Annotated in this window: 21 protein-coding genes and 1 riboswitch; of the genes, 15 read left to right on the top strand and 6 right to left on the bottom strand. The window is 42.2% G+C overall.

The window, feature by feature from the left end:
• Nucleotides 1-2 precede the first annotated feature (2 nt).
• The 5 genes from ACTVAI_RS09575 (at nt 3) to ACTVAI_RS09555 (ending at nt 4,459) form a co-directional block, all read left to right on the top strand.
• Complete coding sequence (locus ACTVAI_RS09575) at nt 3-1,169, top strand: ankyrin repeat domain-containing protein (RefSeq protein ID WP_443486518.1); 1,167 nt, start codon at nt 3-5, stop codon at nt 1,167-1,169.
• 13 nt (nt 1,170-1,182) lie between these two features.
• The gene (locus tag ACTVAI_RS09570; RefSeq protein WP_443486517.1) at nt 1,183-2,646 is read left to right on the top strand and encodes a cytosine permease; all 1,464 of its coding nucleotides are present in this window, start codon (nt 1,183-1,185) and stop codon (nt 2,644-2,646) included.
• Between the two features lie 25 nt (nt 2,647-2,671).
• Complete coding sequence (locus ACTVAI_RS09565) at nt 2,672-3,142, top strand: nucleoside deaminase (RefSeq protein ID WP_443486516.1); 471 nt, start codon at nt 2,672-2,674, stop codon at nt 3,140-3,142.
• 79 nt (nt 3,143-3,221) lie between these two features.
• A riboswitch (PreQ1 riboswitch) is annotated at nt 3,222-3,267 on the top strand.
• A gap of 8 nt (nt 3,268-3,275) precedes the next feature.
• On the top strand, nt 3,276-3,764 hold the full coding sequence (locus ACTVAI_RS09560; protein ID WP_443472736.1) for a QueT transporter family protein: 489 nt from the start codon (nt 3,276-3,278) through the stop codon (nt 3,762-3,764).
• A 53-nt stretch (nt 3,765-3,817) separates the two neighbouring features.
• Nucleotides 3,818-4,459 carry an MBL fold metallo-hydrolase gene (locus ACTVAI_RS09555; RefSeq protein WP_443472735.1) on the top strand — a complete coding sequence of 214 codons (642 nt, stop codon included), beginning with the start codon at nt 3,818-3,820 and terminating at the stop codon, nt 4,457-4,459.
• A gap of 156 nt (nt 4,460-4,615) precedes the next feature.
• Here ACTVAI_RS09555 and cbpA read toward each other — a convergent pair whose 3' ends face one another.
• On the bottom strand, nt 4,616-5,254 hold the full coding sequence (gene cbpA / locus ACTVAI_RS09550) for a cyclic di-AMP binding protein CbpA (protein ID WP_443486515.1): 639 nt from the start codon (nt 5,252-5,254) through the stop codon (nt 4,616-4,618).
• Nucleotides 5,255-5,537: 283 nt separating this feature from the next.
• On the opposite strand from cbpA, the gene ACTVAI_RS09545 reads away from it, so the two are divergent.
• The 7 genes from ACTVAI_RS09545 to ACTVAI_RS09515 all read left to right on the top strand — a co-directional run bounded on the left by ACTVAI_RS09545 (nt 5,538) and on the right by ACTVAI_RS09515 (nt 14,125).
• Entirely contained in the window at nt 5,538-6,872 is a 1,335-nt protein-coding gene (locus ACTVAI_RS09545; protein ID WP_443472733.1) for a hemolysin family protein, read from the top strand.
• A 77-nt stretch (nt 6,873-6,949) separates the two neighbouring features.
• On the top strand, nt 6,950-7,654 hold the full coding sequence (locus ACTVAI_RS09540) for an O-methyltransferase (RefSeq protein ID WP_443472732.1): 705 nt from the start codon (nt 6,950-6,952) through the stop codon (nt 7,652-7,654).
• A 134-nt stretch (nt 7,655-7,788) separates the two neighbouring features.
• Nucleotides 7,789-9,165 carry a L,D-transpeptidase family protein gene (locus ACTVAI_RS09535; protein ID WP_443472731.1) on the top strand — a complete coding sequence of 459 codons (1,377 nt, stop codon included), beginning with the start codon at nt 7,789-7,791 and terminating at the stop codon, nt 9,163-9,165.
• Between the two features lie 156 nt (nt 9,166-9,321).
• Nucleotides 9,322-10,029, top strand: a complete 708-nt coding sequence (gene yycF / locus ACTVAI_RS09530) for a response regulator YycF (protein WP_443472730.1) — start codon at nt 9,322-9,324, stop codon at nt 10,027-10,029.
• A gap of 4 nt (nt 10,030-10,033) precedes the next feature.
• Entirely contained in the window at nt 10,034-11,881 is a 1,848-nt protein-coding gene (gene walK, locus ACTVAI_RS09525) for a cell wall metabolism sensor histidine kinase WalK (RefSeq protein WP_443472729.1), read from the top strand.
• Entirely contained in the window at nt 11,881-13,197 is a 1,317-nt protein-coding gene (locus tag ACTVAI_RS09520) for a YycH family regulatory protein (RefSeq protein ID WP_443472728.1), read from the top strand. Before walK ends, ACTVAI_RS09520 begins: the two co-directional genes overlap by 1 nt.
• On the top strand, nt 13,187-14,125 hold the full coding sequence (locus ACTVAI_RS09515) for a two-component system regulatory protein YycI (protein ID WP_443472727.1): 939 nt from the start codon (nt 13,187-13,189) through the stop codon (nt 14,123-14,125). The genes ACTVAI_RS09520 and ACTVAI_RS09515 overlap by 11 nt, the downstream gene beginning before the upstream one ends.
• Nucleotides 14,126-14,173: 48 nt before the next feature.
• Here ACTVAI_RS09515 and ACTVAI_RS09510 read toward each other — a convergent pair whose 3' ends face one another.
• From ACTVAI_RS09510 to ACTVAI_RS09495, 4 genes are all read right to left on the bottom strand, one after another.
• Nucleotides 14,174-15,070 (bottom strand): fructose bisphosphate aldolase, encoded by an 897-nt coding sequence (locus tag ACTVAI_RS09510; RefSeq protein WP_443472726.1) that lies wholly within the window; start codon nt 15,068-15,070, stop codon nt 14,174-14,176.
• An 85-nt stretch (nt 15,071-15,155) separates the two neighbouring features.
• Complete coding sequence (locus ACTVAI_RS09505; protein WP_443472815.1) at nt 15,156-15,515, bottom strand: anti-sigma factor domain-containing protein; 360 nt, start codon at nt 15,513-15,515, stop codon at nt 15,156-15,158.
• Between the two features lie 18 nt (nt 15,516-15,533).
• Nucleotides 15,534-16,205 (bottom strand): DUF4956 domain-containing protein, encoded by a 672-nt coding sequence (locus ACTVAI_RS09500; protein ID WP_443486514.1) that lies wholly within the window; start codon nt 16,203-16,205, stop codon nt 15,534-15,536.
• A 13-nt stretch (nt 16,206-16,218) separates the two neighbouring features.
• Complete coding sequence (locus ACTVAI_RS09495; RefSeq protein ID WP_443472724.1) at nt 16,219-16,932, bottom strand: polyphosphate polymerase domain-containing protein; 714 nt, start codon at nt 16,930-16,932, stop codon at nt 16,219-16,221.
• Between the two features lie 166 nt (nt 16,933-17,098).
• On the opposite strand from ACTVAI_RS09495, the gene ACTVAI_RS09490 reads away from it, so the two are divergent.
• From ACTVAI_RS09490 to ACTVAI_RS09480, 3 genes are all read left to right on the top strand, one after another.
• The gene (locus ACTVAI_RS09490) at nt 17,099-18,922 is read left to right on the top strand and encodes a DUF2207 domain-containing protein (RefSeq protein ID WP_443472723.1); all 1,824 of its coding nucleotides are present in this window, start codon (nt 17,099-17,101) and stop codon (nt 18,920-18,922) included.
• Nucleotides 18,923-18,993: 71 nt separating this feature from the next.
• Complete coding sequence (locus ACTVAI_RS09485; RefSeq protein ID WP_443472814.1) at nt 18,994-19,806, top strand: MBL fold metallo-hydrolase; 813 nt, start codon at nt 18,994-18,996, stop codon at nt 19,804-19,806.
• Nucleotides 19,807-19,965: 159 nt separating this feature from the next.
• Entirely contained in the window at nt 19,966-21,201 is a 1,236-nt protein-coding gene (locus ACTVAI_RS09480) for a S1C family serine protease (RefSeq protein ID WP_443472722.1), read from the top strand.
• 71 nt (nt 21,202-21,272) lie between these two features.
• Here ACTVAI_RS09480 and ACTVAI_RS09475 read toward each other — a convergent pair.
• Nucleotides 21,273-21,356 (bottom strand): IS3 family transposase (locus ACTVAI_RS09475; RefSeq protein ID WP_443486545.1); only part of this gene is annotated, 84 nt, incomplete at its 5' end.

Raw genomic sequence — 21,356 nt, 5'->3', positions numbered from 1 at the left:
CTATGAGCGGGGGAACATTAGATTATGATTTAGTTATGGCAAGCGATCAAGGGAACCTTGAAGAAGTTCAATGGTTAATTGAGCAAGGTGGAAGCATACACTGGAAAGACTCATTAGGGAGAACAGCGTTGATGGCAGCAACACAAAAAAACCATCTAGAAGTTGTGGAATTGCTTTTGAAGGTCGGAAGCAATGTCAATGAGCGTGATAACACACTCTTAACCCCATTTATCTGTGCAGGATCGAGTGGATTCCATAAGATTTTGAAAGCAATGCTGCCTTATGGACCACAGTTGGACAGTTTCAATCGATTCGGTGGTACTGCTTTGGTTCCAGCTGCTGAGAAAGGGTATTTACGAACTGTTCAAATCGCAATCGAAGCAGGTGTGCCGATTGACCATGTCAATCATCTGGGATGGACAGCTTTATTGGAAGCAGCAATTCTCGGAGATGGTGGCTACCTGTATACCGACATCATCGAAGAATTGGTTACTGCTGGAGCGGATGTAGCGATTAAGGATCATGATGGTAGAAACGCACGCGATTATGCAGAAATAAATAATTTTAAGCGAGTGAAGAATGTATTCGACGGCAAGCCTACCTCACAACTCACAGATATTAATACCTTAAAAAAGGCAGGCCGAGCGGGGGCTTTTGGAGATGCATTAGAACTGGCCCAAATGATTCATCAGCGTTATCCAGACAGTACAGAACCACTGTTTTATATTGGTTACCTTCAAGGAGAGATGGAAAATTATTCTGCCTCCCTTTCGGCTTATTCAAAAGCACTTGAGCTAGACGCAAATGCATTGGAGTTCTATTTTTACCAAATGCTGAGCTACCGATTGTTGAACGAACCAGAGCGCGCATTAGCTGTAATTGAACACGCTATTGAGGCTGATTCCGGTAAGTGGGTATACCGCTATCACAAGTCAAACTACTTACGTGAGTTGGGCAGGCATGAGGAAGCAGTAGAAGAAATGTCACGATTACTGGCGATGGAACCGAATCGGTATGACTTTCTATTCCATAAGGCAAATAGTCTACGTACGCTTGGACGTCATCAAGAAGCGATTGAAGCGATGGAAAAAGCCATCGTCTTAGATGAAGGCAATGCTCTTTATAAAGAGCATAAAAAACAATCTGAACTCTTATTGGAAGAGCAATGAAAGGGTGAGCGAAATGGAACAAGTCAATAAAGTAGAAAACTATGATAAATATGTTGAGTATGGCTACTCCGAAGATGTCCTTCCCAAGAAACCTGAAGATCGTGATTGGGGTATATCAAACTTCATCACGCTTTGGATGGGGGCCGTCCATAACATCATGGGGTACATGACCGTTGCTGGTTTTTTTGTTCTCGGACTAAACGTCATGCAAGTAATTACGGCGGTCATGCTTTCTGCCGTAATCGTATCGATTGGCTATGCTCTGAACGGCTATGCAGCCGCGAAATATGGCCTGCCATTTTCGATGTTGATACGAGATGCTTTTGGGGTGAAAGGCGCCATCATTCCTGCGCTGATTCGTGGGTTGATTGCCGGTTTGGTGTTCTTTGGTACTACTACAGTAGTTGGGGCAGAAGCAACCAATATTATTTTGACAAAGATATTCCCCAACTATATGTCAATCGGCGGTGACTTTAGTTTTATGGGTCTCGACTTACCAACGCTTATCTCTTATGTTCTCCTTTGGATTGTAACCGTCGCCTTATTCATGACAGGCATGAATGTCTTGGGGAAATTCGGTAACTGGTCTTCTCCATTGGTATACATCTTTATTATCTGGGCAGCAATCTGGGCAATTAATATGGCGGGAGGCTTTGGCGAAGTCATGGCCTATACACCGGAAACAACCATGGAAAGTCCGCTAGTCTTTATCGCTTGTGTCAGCGCACTTGTATCAAATTGGGCTGGACCGATTGTTAATATTTCTGACTTCACTTCCCGGGCCAAGAAATTAACCGATGCACTAATTGGTATTCCTTTAGGGATGATTATCTCTTATGTTTTGTTTGCGGTTACATCGGTAGCGTTAGTAGCAGGGACGGAAGTTGCGTTTGGAGAACCAATCTTTAATATTGCTTATGCAATTGATCGAATGGAGAATGACTTCGCAGCTATTATGCTTATATTGGCATTGAATGTTGGTGCAATCTCCTTCGTTGTGTTTGCTAACTTGTTACCTGCAGGTTTGCAATTAAGCTCGTTGTTTCCAAAGCGTCTCACAGTAAAAACGGGTGGTATTCTGACAGCAGTTATCGGGACCCTGATTATGCCATGGAAATTAGTGGAAAATGCTTCTACATTATTCTTGTTTTACAGTTTCATTGGCTCTATCTTTGGACCGATTGCAGGAATTATGTTATCAAATTTCTATTTGGAAAGACATCGTCTCATTAACTTGGATGAAATTTATGTAAAGCCAGGCGAAGAAGGCCGCTATCCGAATGGGTACAATATGCGCGCGATTATCGTCTTGTTAGTCAGTTTCGCCATTCCGATGTCAGGGGCCTTTTTACAGAACGTGGCTATTTTGAAACTACTAAATGATTTCGCTTTCTTCAGCGGCCTTATCATTTCATTCGTTCTGTATACGATTCTTAGTCAGTCATCACCAACTCGAGAAATATCTGTAGAAAAATAAACAACAACATGAGGAGGAAATAATAATGGATAAAAAGATGGAAAAGTATTTTACTCTTGCAGCCGATGAGACTTTAAGAAGTATGGAGCGCGGAGATGGTGGACCATTTGGTGCAACTGTAGTAAAAGACGGAGAAGTTATTGTTGCTGTAGGTAATACGCAAATGAGGGACACAGATCCGACTGCTCATGCTGAGATTGTAGCAATCAGAGAAGCATGCAAGAAGTTGGGAACACGTGACTTATCAGGCTGTGAGATTTATGCAACTTGTGAGCCGTGTCCGATGTGTGTAGGAGCGATTATTTGGTCAGGTATTAAAGATGTCTATTATTCTAATGACTCTCAAGATGCGGATAAATATGGATTTGGTGATATGCACTTGCGTCATTATCTGGACCATACTGATAAAAGTGTCTTGAATATGGTTAATGTAGAAAAGAGAGACGAATGGACCCACCTTTTTGAAAAGTTTCACGAGTTAAACCCAGCTGAATAGCCCATACAAAAAGAAGGAAACCGAGGGCTGGTTTCCTTCTTTTTGTATTTGTGTTAAAATACTCTAGCTTGTCAAAAAGCAGTACGTGGTTCGTCGACCATCCCACGGAAAAAAACTAGGAGGAATAATAAATATGGGTACAAGAAAAATGGTGGTAAATACCATCATCGCAGCCCTGTATGTAGCAATGACAGGGATTTTTAGTTTTATGTCTTTTGGAGCCGTGCAGTTTCGGGTTTCGGAGATGCTTAATCATCTAGTTGGGTATCATAAGAATTATAAATATGGGGTTTTAGCAGGTGTCTTCATCTCAAATCTTATTTTCTCCACACTGGGTGCATGGGATTTAGTGTTCGGTTTTGGACAAACCTTCATTTCATTCCTCATTTTGGAACGCCTGTTTAAACCGGGAGATTCCGAAATGAAACGCATGATGAAAACGGCAGCCGTTTTTACGATAACAATGGTTTTTGTGGCAATTGAATTGTATATCGTTTTAGATTTACCTTTTTGGTTCAGCTACGCAACCACAGCGTTCGGCGAAGCAGTTGTATTGATTGTTTCTGCACCATTAATGAAGTATTTAAATAAACTGATTGGCTTCACCGAAAAAATGGCATAAACCTGCTCCTTTTTATATAATTGAAGAATAAAGAGTATGGGAGGAAAACATCCATGGAATTACTTGCCCTAACGGTAGGACCTATCCAAGAGAATTGCTATTTCCTGATTGGCGAAAACCGCGACACGATCATTTTCGATCCAGGTGCTGAAGCTGATGAAATAATGAATGTTATAGATGTTAATAACTTAAAACCATTTGCGATAGTTTTGACACACGCACATTATGATCATATTGGTGCTGTGAATGAAATCCGTAAAGAATATCGTATTCCTTTGTATCAAAGTTCAATCGAAAAAGAATGGCTGGTAGATCCAACGCTTAACGGATCTGGCCGACAACCACTCATTCCGGAAGTTGTCATCGACAAGCCCGCCGATTTCTATTTGGATACAATGGGACCGACTCAAATCGGACCATTTAACTTTGAACTCCAACATCTTCCAGGTCATTCACCAGGTAGTCTGGTTTTCCTTTTCAAAGAAAATGGCTTTGCAATAGTGGGGGATGTCATCTTCCAAGGCAGTATCGGACGCACTGATTTTCCTTATGGCAGCCAAGAAACTTTATTGCAAGGAATCAAAGAGCATATCGTGCCACTGCCTGGAGACACAGTCTTATTCCCAGGTCATGGTAATCCAACTACTGTTGAACAAGAACTTGCACAGAACCCGTTCTTAAATGGGGAAATATAAAGATAAAAGCTCACTCGGACTGAAATTTTAGTCCGAGTGAGCCTTTTTTAAAAAAATAGCTCACTCATGGCAAATTTTCCGCCTGAGTAGGCCATTTCATAAAAAAAAGCCTACTCAACAGCTTAAATTAAGCTTGAGTGAGCCTTTTTTCATACTCTATTCGTTACGTAAATCTTCTATTGAAACAACACGGAATTCTTGTTTTTCAAGTCCTGCTACAACTGTATCAAGCTCAGCTTTTGTTGTGTCAGCCGGCAAAGTCACAAGAACACGACGCAGTACATCGTCACGGTTCACATCCAAGGTTATCACGTTAGCGATGGATGTTGTTTTGTTGATGATTTTGGTAATCTGGAACAAATCACCTTTGCGGCTAGGAGCAACAATCGTCAGTACATAGCTCCCGACATCTACACTCCAGGATTGCGCCAACATATTCAACAAGCTACTGTGTGTCAGGATACCGAAGAAAGTATTGTCGCGGTTCAACACCGCAATATATGGAAGTTCTTTAATCGTGAAGAAAATTTTGAAAAATGAACTATCTATGGAAATGAATTTTGTGGCATTTTTCAGTAAATGCGTTACCGGAAGATTCATGTCTCCTCCGTTAGCTTTATGGCGGTAGATATGCATCTTATAAATATTACCTCTGAAAAGTGTGCCCGTTTCATCAAGAATCGGAACACAACGGAACCCGGATTCTTCCAAGATGTCGATTGCCTCTTGTAAAGTGGCAGATTCTTTAACCACAGTCAGGTCTCTTTTAGGAATGGCAAGCGAGCGAATAAGCATGGGTAGTTCCTCCAATCTAATTTATATACCGATAATAACATTAAAATGAGAAAATGCAATGGCATTCAAGAAAGTCATCCATGTCTTAAAAACGTATAAATGACCCAAAAGAAACCCCTTACTTTTTCGATTTAAGAAAATAAATATGAGAATTAAAATGAGAGAAGCGCCTGAGCGCTTGTGAAAAACTCCTTGCTTTTCAACTTGATATTTCCTATTATAGAAGTATACTAGCGGTATTATATAGAAAAAAATAAAACAATCTAAAGGAGAAAAGATTTAAATGAACCCAGACCCCGAAGCCCAGAGGTTATTATCTGATATTTTAGTTGTGATAATCCTGACAGCTGTGAATGCTTTTTTTGCCTCAGCAGAATTAGCTTTTGTTTCCATCAATCGCCAGAAAATGAATACGATGGCCGAAGAAGGCGATCGTAAAGCACAAAAAGTATTGAAACTTCTCGACAACTCCGATGACTTCTTGGCAACCATCCAAGTAGCCATTACACTTGCCGGATTTTTCAACAGTGCATCTGCATCTTCCAACTTTGTTCCTTACCTGGAACCATTTTTAGGAGGAATATCTGGTTGGGAAACAATTGCCACAGTCATTGTTACATTAGTACTTGCTTACATTACCCTTGTACTAGGTGAACTTTATCCGAAACAAGTTGCTTTGCAAATGCCAGAACAAATTGCACGTTTCACTGCCGGACCGATTTCAGTGGTCAAAGCTGTGACGAAACCCTTTGTATGGTTGTTGTCAGCTTCTACGAATATTTTGAAAAAGTTATCACCAATCGACTTTACCCAACAAGAGGAAAAATTAACGCGTGATGAGATGCGTCAAATTCTTGCACAAAGTCGTGGTCAAGGTGCAATCGATCCATCAGAATTTACGATGATGGAGGGTGTTTTGTCGCTTGATACCCGTTTGGCACGTGAATTAATGGTGCCGCGTACGGATACACTAATGATAGATTTAGACGACAGTTTAGATGAGAACCTGGAATTGGTATTGAACAGCCCGTTTTCACGGATGCCTGTTTATGAAGGTGACAAAGACAATGTAATTGGGGTTCTGCACATGAAGAATGTGCTGAAAGCTTCCAAAGATATTGGCTTTGAGAGACTGGATTTCAGGACTTTGGTAAATGAACCATTATTTGTGCCCTCAACCATCTTTATTGACGATTTACTGGTAGAATTCCGTAAGAAACATACCCATATGGCAATCCTGAAAGACGAGTACGGTGGGGTTGAAGGTATTGTGACGCTGGAAGACTTATTGGAAGAAATCGTTGGTGACATCGAAGATGAGTATGATGAAATTCAACGCTTATCCCGTAAAATGGATGAGAAGAATTACTTCATTAATGGTAAAATGAATCTGCAGAAATTTAATACTCTTTTCGATACAGAAATAGAATCAAGCGAAGTGGATTCAATCGGTGGCTACATGATTGAAGAAGCAGGTTACTTCCCAGATGATGATGAGAAACTCAGTGTCCGGGTAGGCCCTTACGTGCTGACAACTGCTAAAGTCGAAAACGGACGAATCCGTTCGATTCATGTGGAACACAGGTCTAAAGAGGAAGACGAAAATAACAAAGAATAATACGAGAAGGCTTAATCTCAGGCGTGCGGTCGTTCCGGCGCTTAGATAAGCTTTTTTTATTGGGAGTGGAAAAGTAAATGGAGAAAAATCCGATGATGAGCCGTCCGGTTGTAAAACCGGAAATAGTAGATTTTATGCGTAAAGAATTAAAACCTTTTTCTGGCGGGTTAGCCGAACTTGAAAGTTATGCCAACGAGCGCGGCATTCCAATCATCCCTCATGAGACAGCAGTTTTCCTGAATATGATGGTAGGTATTTTACAACCCGAACAAATTTTGGAAATTGGGACAGCAATTGGATTTTCAGGCAGTTTGATGGCCCAACATCTTGGCGAAACGGGTCATCTAACCACGATTGATCGTTTTGATATTATGATCGAACGGGCGAAAGCTAATTTTGAAAAAATGGGTTTGGCTGACAAAGTAACCTTGCTAGAAGGCGATGCTGCGGATATCCTGCCAACATTGGACCAGACTTACGATTTGATTTTTATGGACAGTGCCAAGGCGAAATATTATGAATTTCTACCACACTGCCTACGCGTCTTGCGCACAGGCGGTATGTTGATTATTGATGATGTGTTCCAGGGTGGGACCATACTGGATGATGAAAAAGAAATTCCACGACGCGTCCGGAAAATCCACCGCCGTTTGAATTTATTGATGGATACGGTATTGAACCACCCAGCGTTGGAAACCGCCCTTGTACCGCTAGGGGATGGATTATTGATGATTAAAAAAATCGAGGAATTCGACTTCAGTTATATCTTGGACACTATATAAAATGAGCTGAAACTATAGCAAAAATGTATCAGGTGCGTTACAATAATCTGCAAGGAAGGCTGTAACACAATTGTAATGATTGGGTAACAATTTGAAATATAAAGCGTTAACCCGAGATGTACGGAGGGATATGGATGAAGAAAAAGCCGCTTATCTTTACTGTTATCAGCATTTTTGCGATTTTCGTGCTTGCTTACATAGGCGGAAGCAAGTATTATGATAATCATTTTTTACCCAATTCGAAAATTGGCGAAATAGATGTAGGAGGCAAGACTCTGGATGAAGCAAAGCGTGTCGTTACGCAAAAGCTTCATGCTAGTACCATCATTGTGACTGAAGATGGCAAAACAGTCACAAACGTAACGCCTCAAGATTTGGATGCCAAAATTGACAGCGATACTTTTCTGGGCGAATTAAAAAGTCAGCAAAACAGTTGGTCTTGGCCACTTGCTTTCTTCAACACCCATACGGTAAAAGCTTCAGAAGTTGCGATTCAATTTGATGAAAAAGCTGTTTTTGAACTGATTGAAAAGTTGACGCTATCTAAAGTCGACCGAATCGCACCAGTCAGTGCAAACGTTAAAAACAAGGATGGACAATTTGTTATTGAGGAAGAAGTACCGGGTACCATTATTGATGCGGATCGTTTCGAGGAACAACTGATTGCAACGATGGTTGCTGGTGAAGAAACGCTTGCTTTAGAGGATGCGTATGTATTGCCGGAATTGACGGCCGATAGTCAAGACTTGACGCAAGTCGTTGAAACCATGCGGGATTTGGCTGATACGAATATTACGTATACGATAATCGGTGAAGAGATAGCCGTTCCTAAGGACCAAATTGCTTCGTGGTTATCCCTGGACAACTCGGGAAAACCGACCGTTAATAAAGAAGCAGCCAAAGCATTCCTGAAGACGTTGCATGATAAATATGCAACCTATGAAAAAACACGTACCTTTAAAAGCACGAATCGTGGCGAAGTACAAGTACCACCGGGCGAATACGGTTGGTCCATTGCAATGGAAGCCGAATCTGAAAATCTGGCTGGTTATATTTTAGCGGGTGAAGACGTGAAGACGACACCGGAAATTCTTGGTTCGGGTTACCATGAAGATGGCACCGATATTGGTGATACTTACGTTGAAGTCGATCTTCAAAATCAAAAAATGTATGTCTATAAAAATGGTAAACGCGAATTAGAAACACCTATTGTTTCCGGACATGCAACCACCCCAACGCCAGTCGGAGTATTTTATGCGTGGAATAAGGAAGAAGATGCAGAGCTGATTGGTTACAACCCAAGACGAGGCAATGATTATGCACAACCGGTAAATTACTGGATTCCAGTTGACTGGACGGGTGTAGGGATTCATGATGCAGGATGGCAAACATCTTTTGCTCCCGATCAATGGAAACATGATGGGTCTAATGGGTGTATCAATACTCCGCCAGGCGCCATGGAAAAACTATTCTCACTTATCGAAGTGGGGACGCCTGTCGTATTCTTCTGATAGTACATTCCAATCCGGGGTTTGGCACCAGCAACAGAAGCCGAACACCGGATTGAAACGTTTACACAAAGAGTTTTGCACTTGCCTTTGAACACCTGTATAATGTAAGGGAAGCACTGAAAAAAGGAATTTATCCTTTAAGGAGTCTGATAAATTATGAAAAAAATACTTGTAGTCGATGATGAAAAGCCGATTTCCGATATTATTAGCTTCAACCTTGATAAGGAAGGATACGAAGTTTTCACAGCTTTTGACGGAGAAGAAGCCGTTGCACAATTCGAAGCTGTTGGGCCTGACTTAATTTTGTTGGACTTGATGTTACCAAAAATGGATGGCTTGGAAGTCTGTCGCATAATCCGGAAGACAAGTGATGTTCCGATTATTATGCTGACTGCCAAAGATTCTGAAATTGATAAAGTATTGGGCTTGGAGTTAGGCGCAGACGATTATATTACAAAACCGTTCTCCAACCGTGAATTGGCAGCACGTGTCAAAGCCAACTTACGACGCGTTGGAACGAATGCGCAAGCACAACCTGAAGAAGAAGTTGCCAATGAAGTCCATGTCGGTACTTTGACAATTCATGAAGATGCTTATGCCGTTTCCAAACGTGGTGAAGAAATCGAATTAACGCACCGTGAGTTCGAATTATTACATTACTTAGCCAAGCACTTAGGGCAAGTCATGACCCGTGAACATTTATTGCAAACCGTATGGGGTTATGATTATTTTGGTGATGTCCGTACTGTTGATGTAACTGTACGACGTCTACGTGAAAAAATTGAAGATACACCCAGTCATCCAACTTGGTTGATTACTCGTAGAGGAGTCGGTTACTTCTTAAGAAATCCAGATCAGGAGTAATACGATGCAAAAAAAAATAAATTGGATTCAATCCATACATTTCAAGATACCAATGCTGTTTATCTTTCTGCTATTGGTATCTTTACAAATTATTGGGGCTTATTTTATCCGGCAACTTGAAACGGATTTGATTGATAACTTTGACAGTCAAATGAGCTTGAATGTACGCTTTTTGGAAAATTCACTTGTTCCTGTATTTGAAGATGAAGACCAAAACGACACGCCAGAAAATGTCCAAAGTATTTTGGAGGACTATATTGGTGGCGACTTTTTGGAAATCCAGGTTATTGATTCCGAGGGGTATATCATCGGAACGAATGACCAGACCCGTCAATCAATAGTGGGAACAAAGTCAACGGATCGTGATGTTCAACAAGCGCTTCTATTGGAAAGTGAACGCAAATACCAATACATGGACGAGGAAAAATCGGACCGTGTCCTCAAAACCGTCTCACCGATGTTTGCGACCACCAATCCAGGTCAAGTCATCGGTGTTGTTATGATGGAGTCAAATATTGAGACTGTGTATACCCAAATCAGTGAAATTGTGAAAATATTTGTCAATGCATCCTTGTTTGCGATTGTCGTGACGATTGTATTGGCGATCATTATTTCCCAGGGGATATCCAAGCCAATCGCTGAGATGCGGACGCAAACATTGGCGATTGCACAAGGAGACTATTCGGGAAAAATACGTATTTACGGAAATGATGAATTGGGTCAGTTGGCTGATACCATCAATCACCTGTCAACAAAAGTTAAAGAAGCACAGGAAACAACCGAAGCGGAACGGCAGCGTCTGGACAGTGTCTTGAAGCACATGTCGGACGGAGTTATTGCTACGGATCGCCGAGGTAAAATCATTATCATCAATAACCGGGCTGTTGATTTGCTGGGCATTACCCGCGAAGAGGCTGTTGGAAAATCCATCATGAAAGTTTTGGATTTGAGTAAAGGCTATACATTCCGACAATTGCTTGAAGCAAATGAAGATCTCGTTATTCATATCGACGAAGGTGATGACAAGACGGATAGTATTTTACAAGGCGAGTTCTCGGTTATTCAACGGGATACCGGCTTCATCAGTGGGGTCGTTTGTGTACTGACGGATATTACCGAGCAAGAAAAAGTAGAGCAGGAACGACGCAATTTTGTTTCCAATGTATCGCATGAGCTGCGTACACCGTTGACCAGTGTGAAGAGCTATACAGAATCCTTACAGGATGGTGCCTGGAAAGACGAAAGAATTGCACCGCAATTCCTGCAAGTCATTGCAACTGAAACCGAGCGGATGATTCGTATGATTACAGATTTGCTGAATCTATCCCGGATGGACCAAGGGAAAATGCAACTGGAACTGGAATATGTCAGCATGAATGATTTGTTTACGCATATTCTGGACCGTTTCGATATGGTTCTTCAATCCGAAGCTTACCGTGATAAAAATTATCGAATCCAGCGCGATTTCACTCAACGGACATTGTGGGTGGATATCGATCAGGACAAGATTACGCAAGTAATCGATAATATTATGAATAACGCTTTGAAATATTCTCCGGACGGCGGAACGATTACCTGCCGGTTGATGGAAACACATAACAGTGTGGTCCTCAGCATCACCGATGAAGGGCTGGGAATCCCTCGTAAAGATTTGCAGCATATCTTTGAGCGTTTTTACCGTGTTGATAAAGCGCGCGCACGTTCCATGGGAGGGACCGGCTTAGGCTTGGCTATTTCCAGAGAAGTCTTGATGCTTCATGGTGGCCGCATCTGGGCAACCAGTGTGGAAAATAAAGGTTCCACATTCTTTATTTCCTTACCATATGAATCGTTTGAAGAGGAGGAGTGGTGATGAAACAGATAGATTCAAAATGGATTAGTTTCACCCTCTATACCTTGGTTGCAATCAGTTTGTTTTTAACATGGCGCATCTTGAGCGTTCCTTCTGGGGCAGCCAATATCCAAAGTATTGCGCCTACTCAATCAACGACCAGTATTTCCAATGTGAAAAATATCGATGATATGTTCGCGCCCCATCGCCTGACTTTCCACACCCAACTGAATACCTTTGTCTCACAGGACGAAAGGATTGTGAACCAGGCTGATGCCTTCCTGGAGGAGTGGAAGATGCAGGACGTGACATTCGTATCAGCCTATACAAAAGAGGACTATGACGCGCTCATTTTGGAGAGAAATAGAATCGAAATACGGTTTCCGGGCCCTATGCCTATAGGGATGTTATCGCGTTATTTTGACACAGTTCCGGAAGAGTTGGAAAGTAGTACCATTACCCGTATTTTGATTACAACAGTGAATGCTGATCCGATTTATTTGTTGGATGACGGCAGTAAAAATGTCTACACCGCAACCCGGTCGAAAGATTCGATTGAACCGCTTATGAAGCTCTACTCTGGTAATAAAGAGTCCTATATTAATTCCAATGCCTATTCTTTTAAGGATGTCATCACTTATTTACCGCAAACAGAAATCCAGTTGGATAAACTGGATTACCTGGTAGAGAAACAACCGAACAGTTTTTTTATTGGACAGTTATTCGAAGATACAACTGAGTTACGTGATGACAGTAATGATGTTTTTACGATATACAGTGATAACATTTCTGAACTGCGTATCCATAAAGAAACAGGGATATTGTATTATTACCGCAATAACCTGGATCAAGAAAATTTAAGTGTCTTCCAACAAATTCGTGATAGCTTTCATGCTCTGAAATTTTTGGATACATGGACCCAAGCTTCTTATTTTGAAGGGTTTGATGAAGAAAGTGGCCAAGTTACTTATCGCCGCTATTTAAACGGTTTGCCAATTGCTGGTGCATTGGACCGTGGTTTAATCCGGATGGAGATGGAAAACAGTGGTTTGGTGGAATTGTATTATCCAACCGAAATCATTCAAACCCCTTTGGAAGATCGCCAAGAGAAGGTTGTTTTGCCAAAACCACAGGAAATGATTGATAAGTTAGCTAAAGCTGATATTCCATATAGCGCCATTGAAAATATGGCAATCGGCTATGAATGGATCAGTAATGACGAAAGTACCCGCATTGCAAGTTTGGTTCCAAGATGGTTTATAAAACTCGATGGAACATGGAATACCATTGATGGTTGGATTACTGTGGCACGAAGGGGTGACGCTAGTGGATTATAAAAGAATTCAGGTTATCTTGATTATTACCTTCTCTATATTGAATATTTATCTTCTGGCTGTTTTTTTAGAGAAGAATGATGAACTAAATTTCGGAGACCCTAGTGCTACCGTCAATCTTGAAGAAGGATTGCGAAACGATAAGATTGAAAGTCCGGAATTGAGTCGTGAAGCAGAAGAAATACCCGTCATTAAAACGGATAAGAATACGTACCTCCGTGAAAATGCCGCTTCATTGAAAAATCAAACAACGCGGATGGAGAACAATTTGTTATTCAGTGTTTTGTCTGATCCCATTGCGTTGGATTTTGAGACCGATAATGTCCCTTTATCGCAACGACTGGAACCCATCCAAGTTTTTATTGATGATGGTAATGTTCTGAATGGTTATGAATATGCCTACTTATCCTATCAAGCGGTTAATCAGCGCGTGGTTTATGTCCAATATACCAAAGAGGGGATACCCATTGCGGATGGAACAGCTTCTTTAATTTTTCATCTGAATTCCGATCATGAAGTCATTTCCTATGAACAAACCTATGTGGGTTCGGCGGAACCGCAAGGTCGGCAACGGAATGTTATTTCCGAGCAAGCTGCGATTGAATCCTTGTATTTGAATAATCAGATTCCTGATAATTCAACCATTCGCTTGCTGACGTTGTCCTATTATCAAACGCTTAGTTTGACTGATATGAATATCTACAGCCCGATGTGGTATGTCGAAATTGCCCGGGAAAATGTTCCCGTACAAATCAAGCGCGTGGATGCCTTAACAGGAAATATCATTTCCGCACCAGTCGTTCAAGAGGAAGAAGAGGAAGAAAGTTCCGAGGCAGAAAGCGAAGCCGAAACTGAGAATGTTGTGAGTGAAATGAGCAGCAGTACGGAGCCGGTTGAAGAATTAACTGAACGCCTCTTAATAAGTGAATAAAAAAATCCAGGACCTCGTTGGGCTCCTGGATTTTTTTATGGAAATTGCTTAAGTGTTTTTATTTACTGAAGCATCATAGATTGAAGTGACTGCTTCTTTCAAGGTTTCATTAAATTCAGCATCGGACTGTTTCGCCCGTAGATTCTCGGATAAAGCCCTTGAAAAGCTGGCAATGAGGCCGTGATTATTTTTTAATTTCTCATTGGCATCTTCACGCGAATAGCCCCCTGACAAGGCAACCACGCGCACCACATTTGGATGCTCAATCAAATCCTTGTAGGCATTTTTTACTGTCGGAATCGTGAGTTTCAACATGACCCATTCATTCTTACCGAGAGTATTTAAATGCTCCAGGATTTCCTCTTTCAAAATCGCTTCGATTTCTTCTTTCTTATGGCTGTAAATATCTACTTCCGGTTCGATAATCGGCACCAAGCCAGCTGTTATAATCTGTTTGGCAACTTTGAATTGTTGATCAACGACGGCTTTAATCCCCTTAGGATTCAATTCCTTAATAACCGAGCGCATTTTGGTACCAAATACGTTATGTTTTTTCGCCCGTTGCAATAAACCAGCTAGTTCTGGCATGGGTTTCATCAACTGAACACCATTCTCCAGCTCCGCCAATCCTTTATCCACCTTTAAGAAAGGAACGATGTCTTTTTTCTTGGCCAAATATTCAGAGGTATAGAGTCCTTCGATCTTTCGATCCATGGTTTGTTCAAAGAGAATGGCCCCAAGGATATATTTTGAATCAAAGGCAGGAGAGGTGATGATACGCGTTCGCATCTCATGTACCAAATCAAACATCTTATCTTCCGTGGCATAGCTACCTTTCAAGATGCCATATCTCTCCAGTGCTGTAGGTGTACTACCTCCACTTTGATCCAAAGCTGCAATAAATCCTTTGCCATCACGTACTTTTTGTAGCTGTTTGTTATTCATGATTTCTTTTCCTCCCTTTCTCATTCTATTTTAATTATAACGCACAAAAAAGAATTAGGGGAAAAGAAAACAAGAGTAGCGCCTTTTAGTTCTCGCCCACTACAATCGTCACACTGTAGGATTCGTCTGCTGTTTGAATAGGTAATTCTTCCAAAGCAGCAGCTGCTTGAGGTGGTGCAACGGTTGGTTCGGGAATGGAATCAACAAATATTGCAAGACCAGTGGCGATGAAAAGCGTGCTCGCGACTAAAACGGTTGTAGCCCATTTTGGTACCGTGAAGCGTTTATTTTGGTCGATCAAATGGTAATGCTTTTCGTCGCGGTATGAAATACGATCTCCAATCCGCATGCCTTTTTTTAACTTGATCCGGTGCAGACTCCCTTCCTCGTCGATAACGAGGCCATAATGTTGCCTAATTTCCGCAATAACGGTTTTCTTGTACATCACTTTCACGCTCCTTTTCTAAGCCAGCTCTGCACTCGGTGCCAAGACGTTCACCGTATCCACGCCTTCGACCGACATGATTTCTGTTGCCAAACGTTGTTCATCTGCATGCTTCGTTTTAATTTCATAAACAAGTTCAAAAGAATCCTGCAACAAGTTTTGTGCTTTCAAACGGCTGTTGCCAGGCGTATCGAACACGATATCGGAAATATACGGAATATTTGCCTTATTGCCGCGGATAACCAACAACATGGTATTTGAAGAAGCAATGTTATCGCCAGTCGCAATCATAAAAATCATTAAGAGAAGGGAACCGATAAAGCCGATGAACCAACCTTCGCTGGATGAAGCAATACCGATCGCCATCGCCCAGAAAACGAAGCCAAGATCGCGCGGGTCCTTGATGTTGGTACGGAAACGCACCAAGGAAAGAGAGCCCAACATACCTAAAGAGAGCGCAACGTTTTGTTTAATCAGTTGCATCAGAATTGTTGAGACAATTGCCAACATCACCAAAGTGATATTATATTTGTGATCGTAAGACATCTTTGCGTGGCATTTCTTGAAAGTGAAAAACATGACAGCGGAAAGGAAGAGGGTATACCCCAAACTTACCAATACCGTTGCTGTAGTCACCGTGTTTGTCATTGTTCCTGAGTTTTGTTGGATAAGATCGAATACTTGATTCATTTGTAAATTCCTCCTAATAATAATAATTTTCCAATAGTTGTCTTGATGATCCGAATTTACTGATTGGACATTTCTTCAAATTACATCTAGTCAGTACATCCTGCAATTGCGGAAACAGGAAGCGATCGTATTTTACTTCCAGGATGGTATCCGTCAAAGGCATGGCATAGTGATAGTTTGGCTTTTCCGCAAACAAGTCATAATCGAAATTACAATACTTCAACTCGTTATCAAGGGTGATCCGGGTGCTGAAAAAGGGATGGGTAAAGGCACGGCGTTTGTATTCAACCATGGAAATCGGCCGGTAGCCCATCGTCGTACAAATTTCGTAACCAAGCTCGGCCGTGTCCCCTTCATAATTTTTCAATACTTCGAAGTTCCCTTTTAACATTTCCTCTGCGTCTAAACGGGTAACGAGTAATGTATCCTTGATTTGGTTTCCAGGTTTCTTTTTCTTGATTTCAAACTTGACCATCTGATCCTTGATATCATAGATGCGAAGCCGAACCCGTTTAACGAATTCAAACTTCTGCATTTTCTCGTTATAGTCCTGATTATCCAGGCTGTCGAAGTAGACGCTTCTGACGCTGTAGCCATTGTAGCCACCGTAAGCGTCGGGAACGAGGATCGCATGCAAGGACTTAATCAACTGCATGCGGTCTTCCAAACCGAGTAAGTATTTCCTTTCACTGCGGAAAACGGTGATTTTATTTAATAATTGCTCCATAAGTAAGTGCCTTCCTCTCTCATTTTTGGGTGATAGTAATAGATTACGGAGGTCTTTGTAAATTTTCGGGGTCCTTTTTGAAAAAATATTTACTTTTTGTTTATACAAGGGATATATTCGCATCATGACGGGCTTTCAACTATAATTTAGGAAAGGAGGAATTCGGATGAAAAAGTTAATGGCTATCATTAGTTTTACATTTTTTCTATTATTTGGCCTTTCCCCACCAGAAGTAGCGGCCAGGTCGTATGAAATCAATAATTACGATGTGCAGGTAAATATCCAGGAAGATGGGAGCGCCTTGTTTACGGAGCGCATTACCTATTATTTTGATGGTGAATTTAATGGGGTATTGTTCAACCTGGATTATTCGCCGCACCCAACTCCAACCGATGTTTCGGTTGCGATTGAGGAAGAGGGGGAGGCAGCTGTTCCATATAGTCAAGATACGACGCAACAGCCAGGCACCTATGAAATGACGGATACAGGGACGTTTTTAAATTTCACGGTCTACAATCCCATTACGGATGATGATATGACCGTTATTTATTCATACCGGATTCCAGAGATGGTAACGAATTATAATGATGTTGCCCAATTTAACCGTAAAGTGATTGGTTCGGCTTGGGATGACGAACTCCTTGATGTCGATATCCGGATTGAATTGCCGGCTGCAGTGGAGCCTGGTGAGTTAAAAGCCTGGGGACATGGTGATGCCAATGGGAATGTGACCTTGGAAGAGGACAGGGTTGTCAACTTAAGCCTGAACCGTAATCCGGCGAACACATTTGTGGAGGCAAATGTCATTTTCCCAACTTATGTGACGTGGAATAATCCCAATACAGTGAATGAAAATAACCTTGATCAAATCATTGCGAACGAAGAAGCAATTGAAAGAGCAGAGGAACAACGTTACTGGCTACTGGTGATTGTGGGTGCCGTTTTCGGCGTAATTGGCCCGCTTTTGGCATTGGCAGTTCTGTTTTGGTTACGGAAGAAATATAAAGAAACCAACCCGGTGCCTTATCAAGAACCGGATTACGTTTATGAATTGCCGGAAGACATGTCGCCTGCTGTCATGAACAAGGCGATATTTAATCAAGAACCGGATTCCGAAGCTGTTTCTGCGACCATTCTCGATCTGGTTCGCCGTGGTTATCTACAGATGAAAGAAATCCCGTTGGAAGATGGCTTCGATTATGAATTGCGGAAATTAAAAGAGCCGGACAGCGGACTTTTGAAACACGAGAAGCAACTGATGCGTTGGTTCTTGAAAATTGGAGGAGATGGCAAGGCTGTTACCTTTGGCAGGATTGAGTCCATTAATTATGATACCAAGTTGGGGGAACGTTTTTACAAAGCGCGCATGGCATGGCAACAAGCTGTTCGCGACGACGCGAAAGTATATGAAGAAAGATACCGTGCCCCTCATGCAACGACAGCGAGGACTTGGTCGATTATTACTCTAATTGCAAACAATATTTTCTTTATCCTCTTAACAATCGGTGTCTTTGCGTATCAGCTGCCTATCTGGCTATTTTTGCTGGGATTCACGGGATTGGCATTGGCCATCTATGTGCTGCTTTATCATGTGAAACATCCTGCTGTGACCCCTGAAGGCGATAAAGCCAAGAAAGATTGGCGTGCCTTTGAACGGATGTTGGAGGATGTTGGGGACTTTACGATGCAGGACATTGGTTCGGTTGAATTGTGGGATACATATCTCGTCTACGCAACGGCAATGGGGATTGCTTATCATGTTCTGGAACAAATGGCGATTCAGTATCCAGATGATGTCATTTACGGAACATCTTATTTCTATCCTTTCTACTACCACAATCCGGGTTATATTGACGGTGTCAATGATCCGATAGCAAGAGGAATTGATGCTTCCACGCCGCAATCTGATTCTTCCAGTGGTTCGGGAGGCGGATTTAGTGGCGGTTCCTCGGGAGGTTCCGGTGGTGGATCAGGCGGCGGTGCTTTTTAAAGTTTAAAGTCAGTGATTTTTTCACTCAGATGCGTTAGAATAGATAGGACAAATTGGAGGGAATCTGAGTGATGGAATTAGATAACATGAGCGGCTTTAAAGTCAGTATGCTGGCGAGTGGCAGTTCAGGTAACTGTACCTATATCGAAACGCCCAAACGTAAAATATTGGTGGACTGTGGCCTGAGTGGCAAGAAGATTCAAGCCTTGATGAACCAAGTGGGACGTGACTTGGCTGAAGTCGATACCGTCTTGGTAACCCACGAACACCGCGATCACGTGCATGGCCTGGGTGTCTTGGCACGCCGCTATGGGTTTGATGTTTATGCGAATGAAGCAACGTGGCGCGCCATGCCAACGACAATCGGGGAAATCAAAACAGAACAAAAGCACATTTTTGAAATGGGCGAAGTATTGACTCTCGGTGACGTTGATGTACAAAGCTTCGGGGTTTCCCATGATGCAGCAGCGCCGCAATTCTATTCCTTCCATTATGAAAACAAACAATTTGTGATGTTGACGGATACGGGATATGTGAGCGATCGTCTGCGCGGTTTGTTGAAAAATGCCGATGCCTATTTAATCGAAAGTAACCATGACCTGGAATTGTTGCGGATGGGACGCTATCCTTGGTCACTGAAGCAACGGATATTAGGCGACCATGGACATTTGTCCAACGATGATGGTGCTTTAGCCGTGGCAGAGATGATAGGTGATAATACGAAACGTATTTATTTGGGCCATTTGAGCCAGGATAATAATATCAAGGCACTGGCCCATGAAACGGCCGAAAGTATTTTACTTTCCAAGGGTCATGGTGTTAATGAAGCGTTTCGCGTATTGGATACCGACCCTAACGTACCAACTGATTTATTTCCTGTTTAAAATGAGACCGAGAAAATGCGTTGGATAAGCATTTTCTTGGTTTTTTTCGTATACTTATAGTTGTACAGGAAAACTGTTTTTACCAAATTCTTCATATTTTTTTCAAAGTTGTTTTATATAATAAGCTAGAAAGAGACAAGGAAAGAGAGGAGAAAACGAATGAGTGAGAGATATTCAAATAAAAAACCAAAAAAACAATCAAGCATGAAAAGTGGCCTATTGGGTGGTGTCATTGGTGGGGCTACCGTAGCCTTGTTGGGAACGGGAATTTTGTTCGGTTCAGGTGCGTTGGATATGGAAAATAATGGCAATGATATAAATACATCTACTATCACGGAATCGGATGGCTCCCAAACAACAACAATCAGCCTGGATGTAAATACTGCCACAACGGAAGCGGTGGAAGGCGTTCAGGAAGCGGTCGTTTCTGTTATTAATCTAAAGGAAAATTCCGGGAACCCGTTTGGTTTTGTCATTCCACAAACAGAGACGGATGACAGTGGTTTGGTTACCAATGGTACGGGTAGTGGGGTTATTTATAAAAAAGATAACGGGACCGCCTATGTGGTCACGAATAATCACGTCATCAACGGTGCGGACGCCGTGGAAGTGTTAATGAAGGATGGCACGAAACTTGAAGCCGAGGTAGTCGGTGCGGACGTCTGGACGGATTTGGCGGTATTGGCGATTCCTTCTGACCAAGTTGATGTCATTGCGGAGTTTGGCAATTCTGAGGCATTGAATGTAGGCGAACCGGCAATCGCTATTGGCTCGCCTCTGGGAACTGAGTTTGCAACCTCGGTAACGCAAGGGATTATTTCCGCAACTGAACGAACGGTTGAAACGGATATTGACGGCGATGGTGTGGTCGATTGGGACGTAACGGCGATTCAAACCGACGCCTCCATCAACCCGGGTAACTCGGGTGGTGCGTTGATTAATATTGGTGGTCAGGTTATCGGAATCAACTCGATGAAGATTGCCTCCTCAAATGTAGAGGGAATGGGATTTGCGATACCAAGTAACGATGCGGTAAGTATCATTGCAGAATTAGAAGCACATGGTGAAGTGATTCGTCCCGTTCTTGGGGTAAGCATGATGGACCTGCAACAAGTTTCTGTTTCGCAACAACGTAATATCCTGGATCTGCCGGAAGAAGTGACGGCGGGTGTAGTTGTAGCAGATGTACAAGGTATGTCTGCCGCAAGTGAAGCTGGTATTGAGCAATATGATGTCATTGTCGGTATGGATGGCGAAGAAATCACCAACATGGTGGGACTGCGCAAGATCCTTTACCGTCAAGAAGTGGGTAGTACCGTTAAAGTGGAGTTGTATCGTGGCGGCGAAAAAATGACCATTGATGTGACCCTTAACGATGGGCAAGAAAAATTGTAATTAAAAATGGCCCTTCCGAGCGCGTACGCTTTAATCTGGACCCCGTTTCAAGGACAATTTAAAAAAGAGGTTTAAGCAACCTTCAGAAGAAGTTGATTTCGGTATTGTACCGGGGTCAACTTTTTTAAGTGCCATTGGGCACGTTCGCAGTTGTA

Origin of the sequence: Jeotgalibaca sp. A127, assembly GCF_052266745.1 — a bacterium.
GTDB lineage: Bacteria > Bacillota > Bacilli > Lactobacillales > Aerococcaceae > Jeotgalibaca.
Note: the sequence above shows the minus strand (reverse complement) of the source record. Positions and strands in the feature narration are given on the sequence as shown.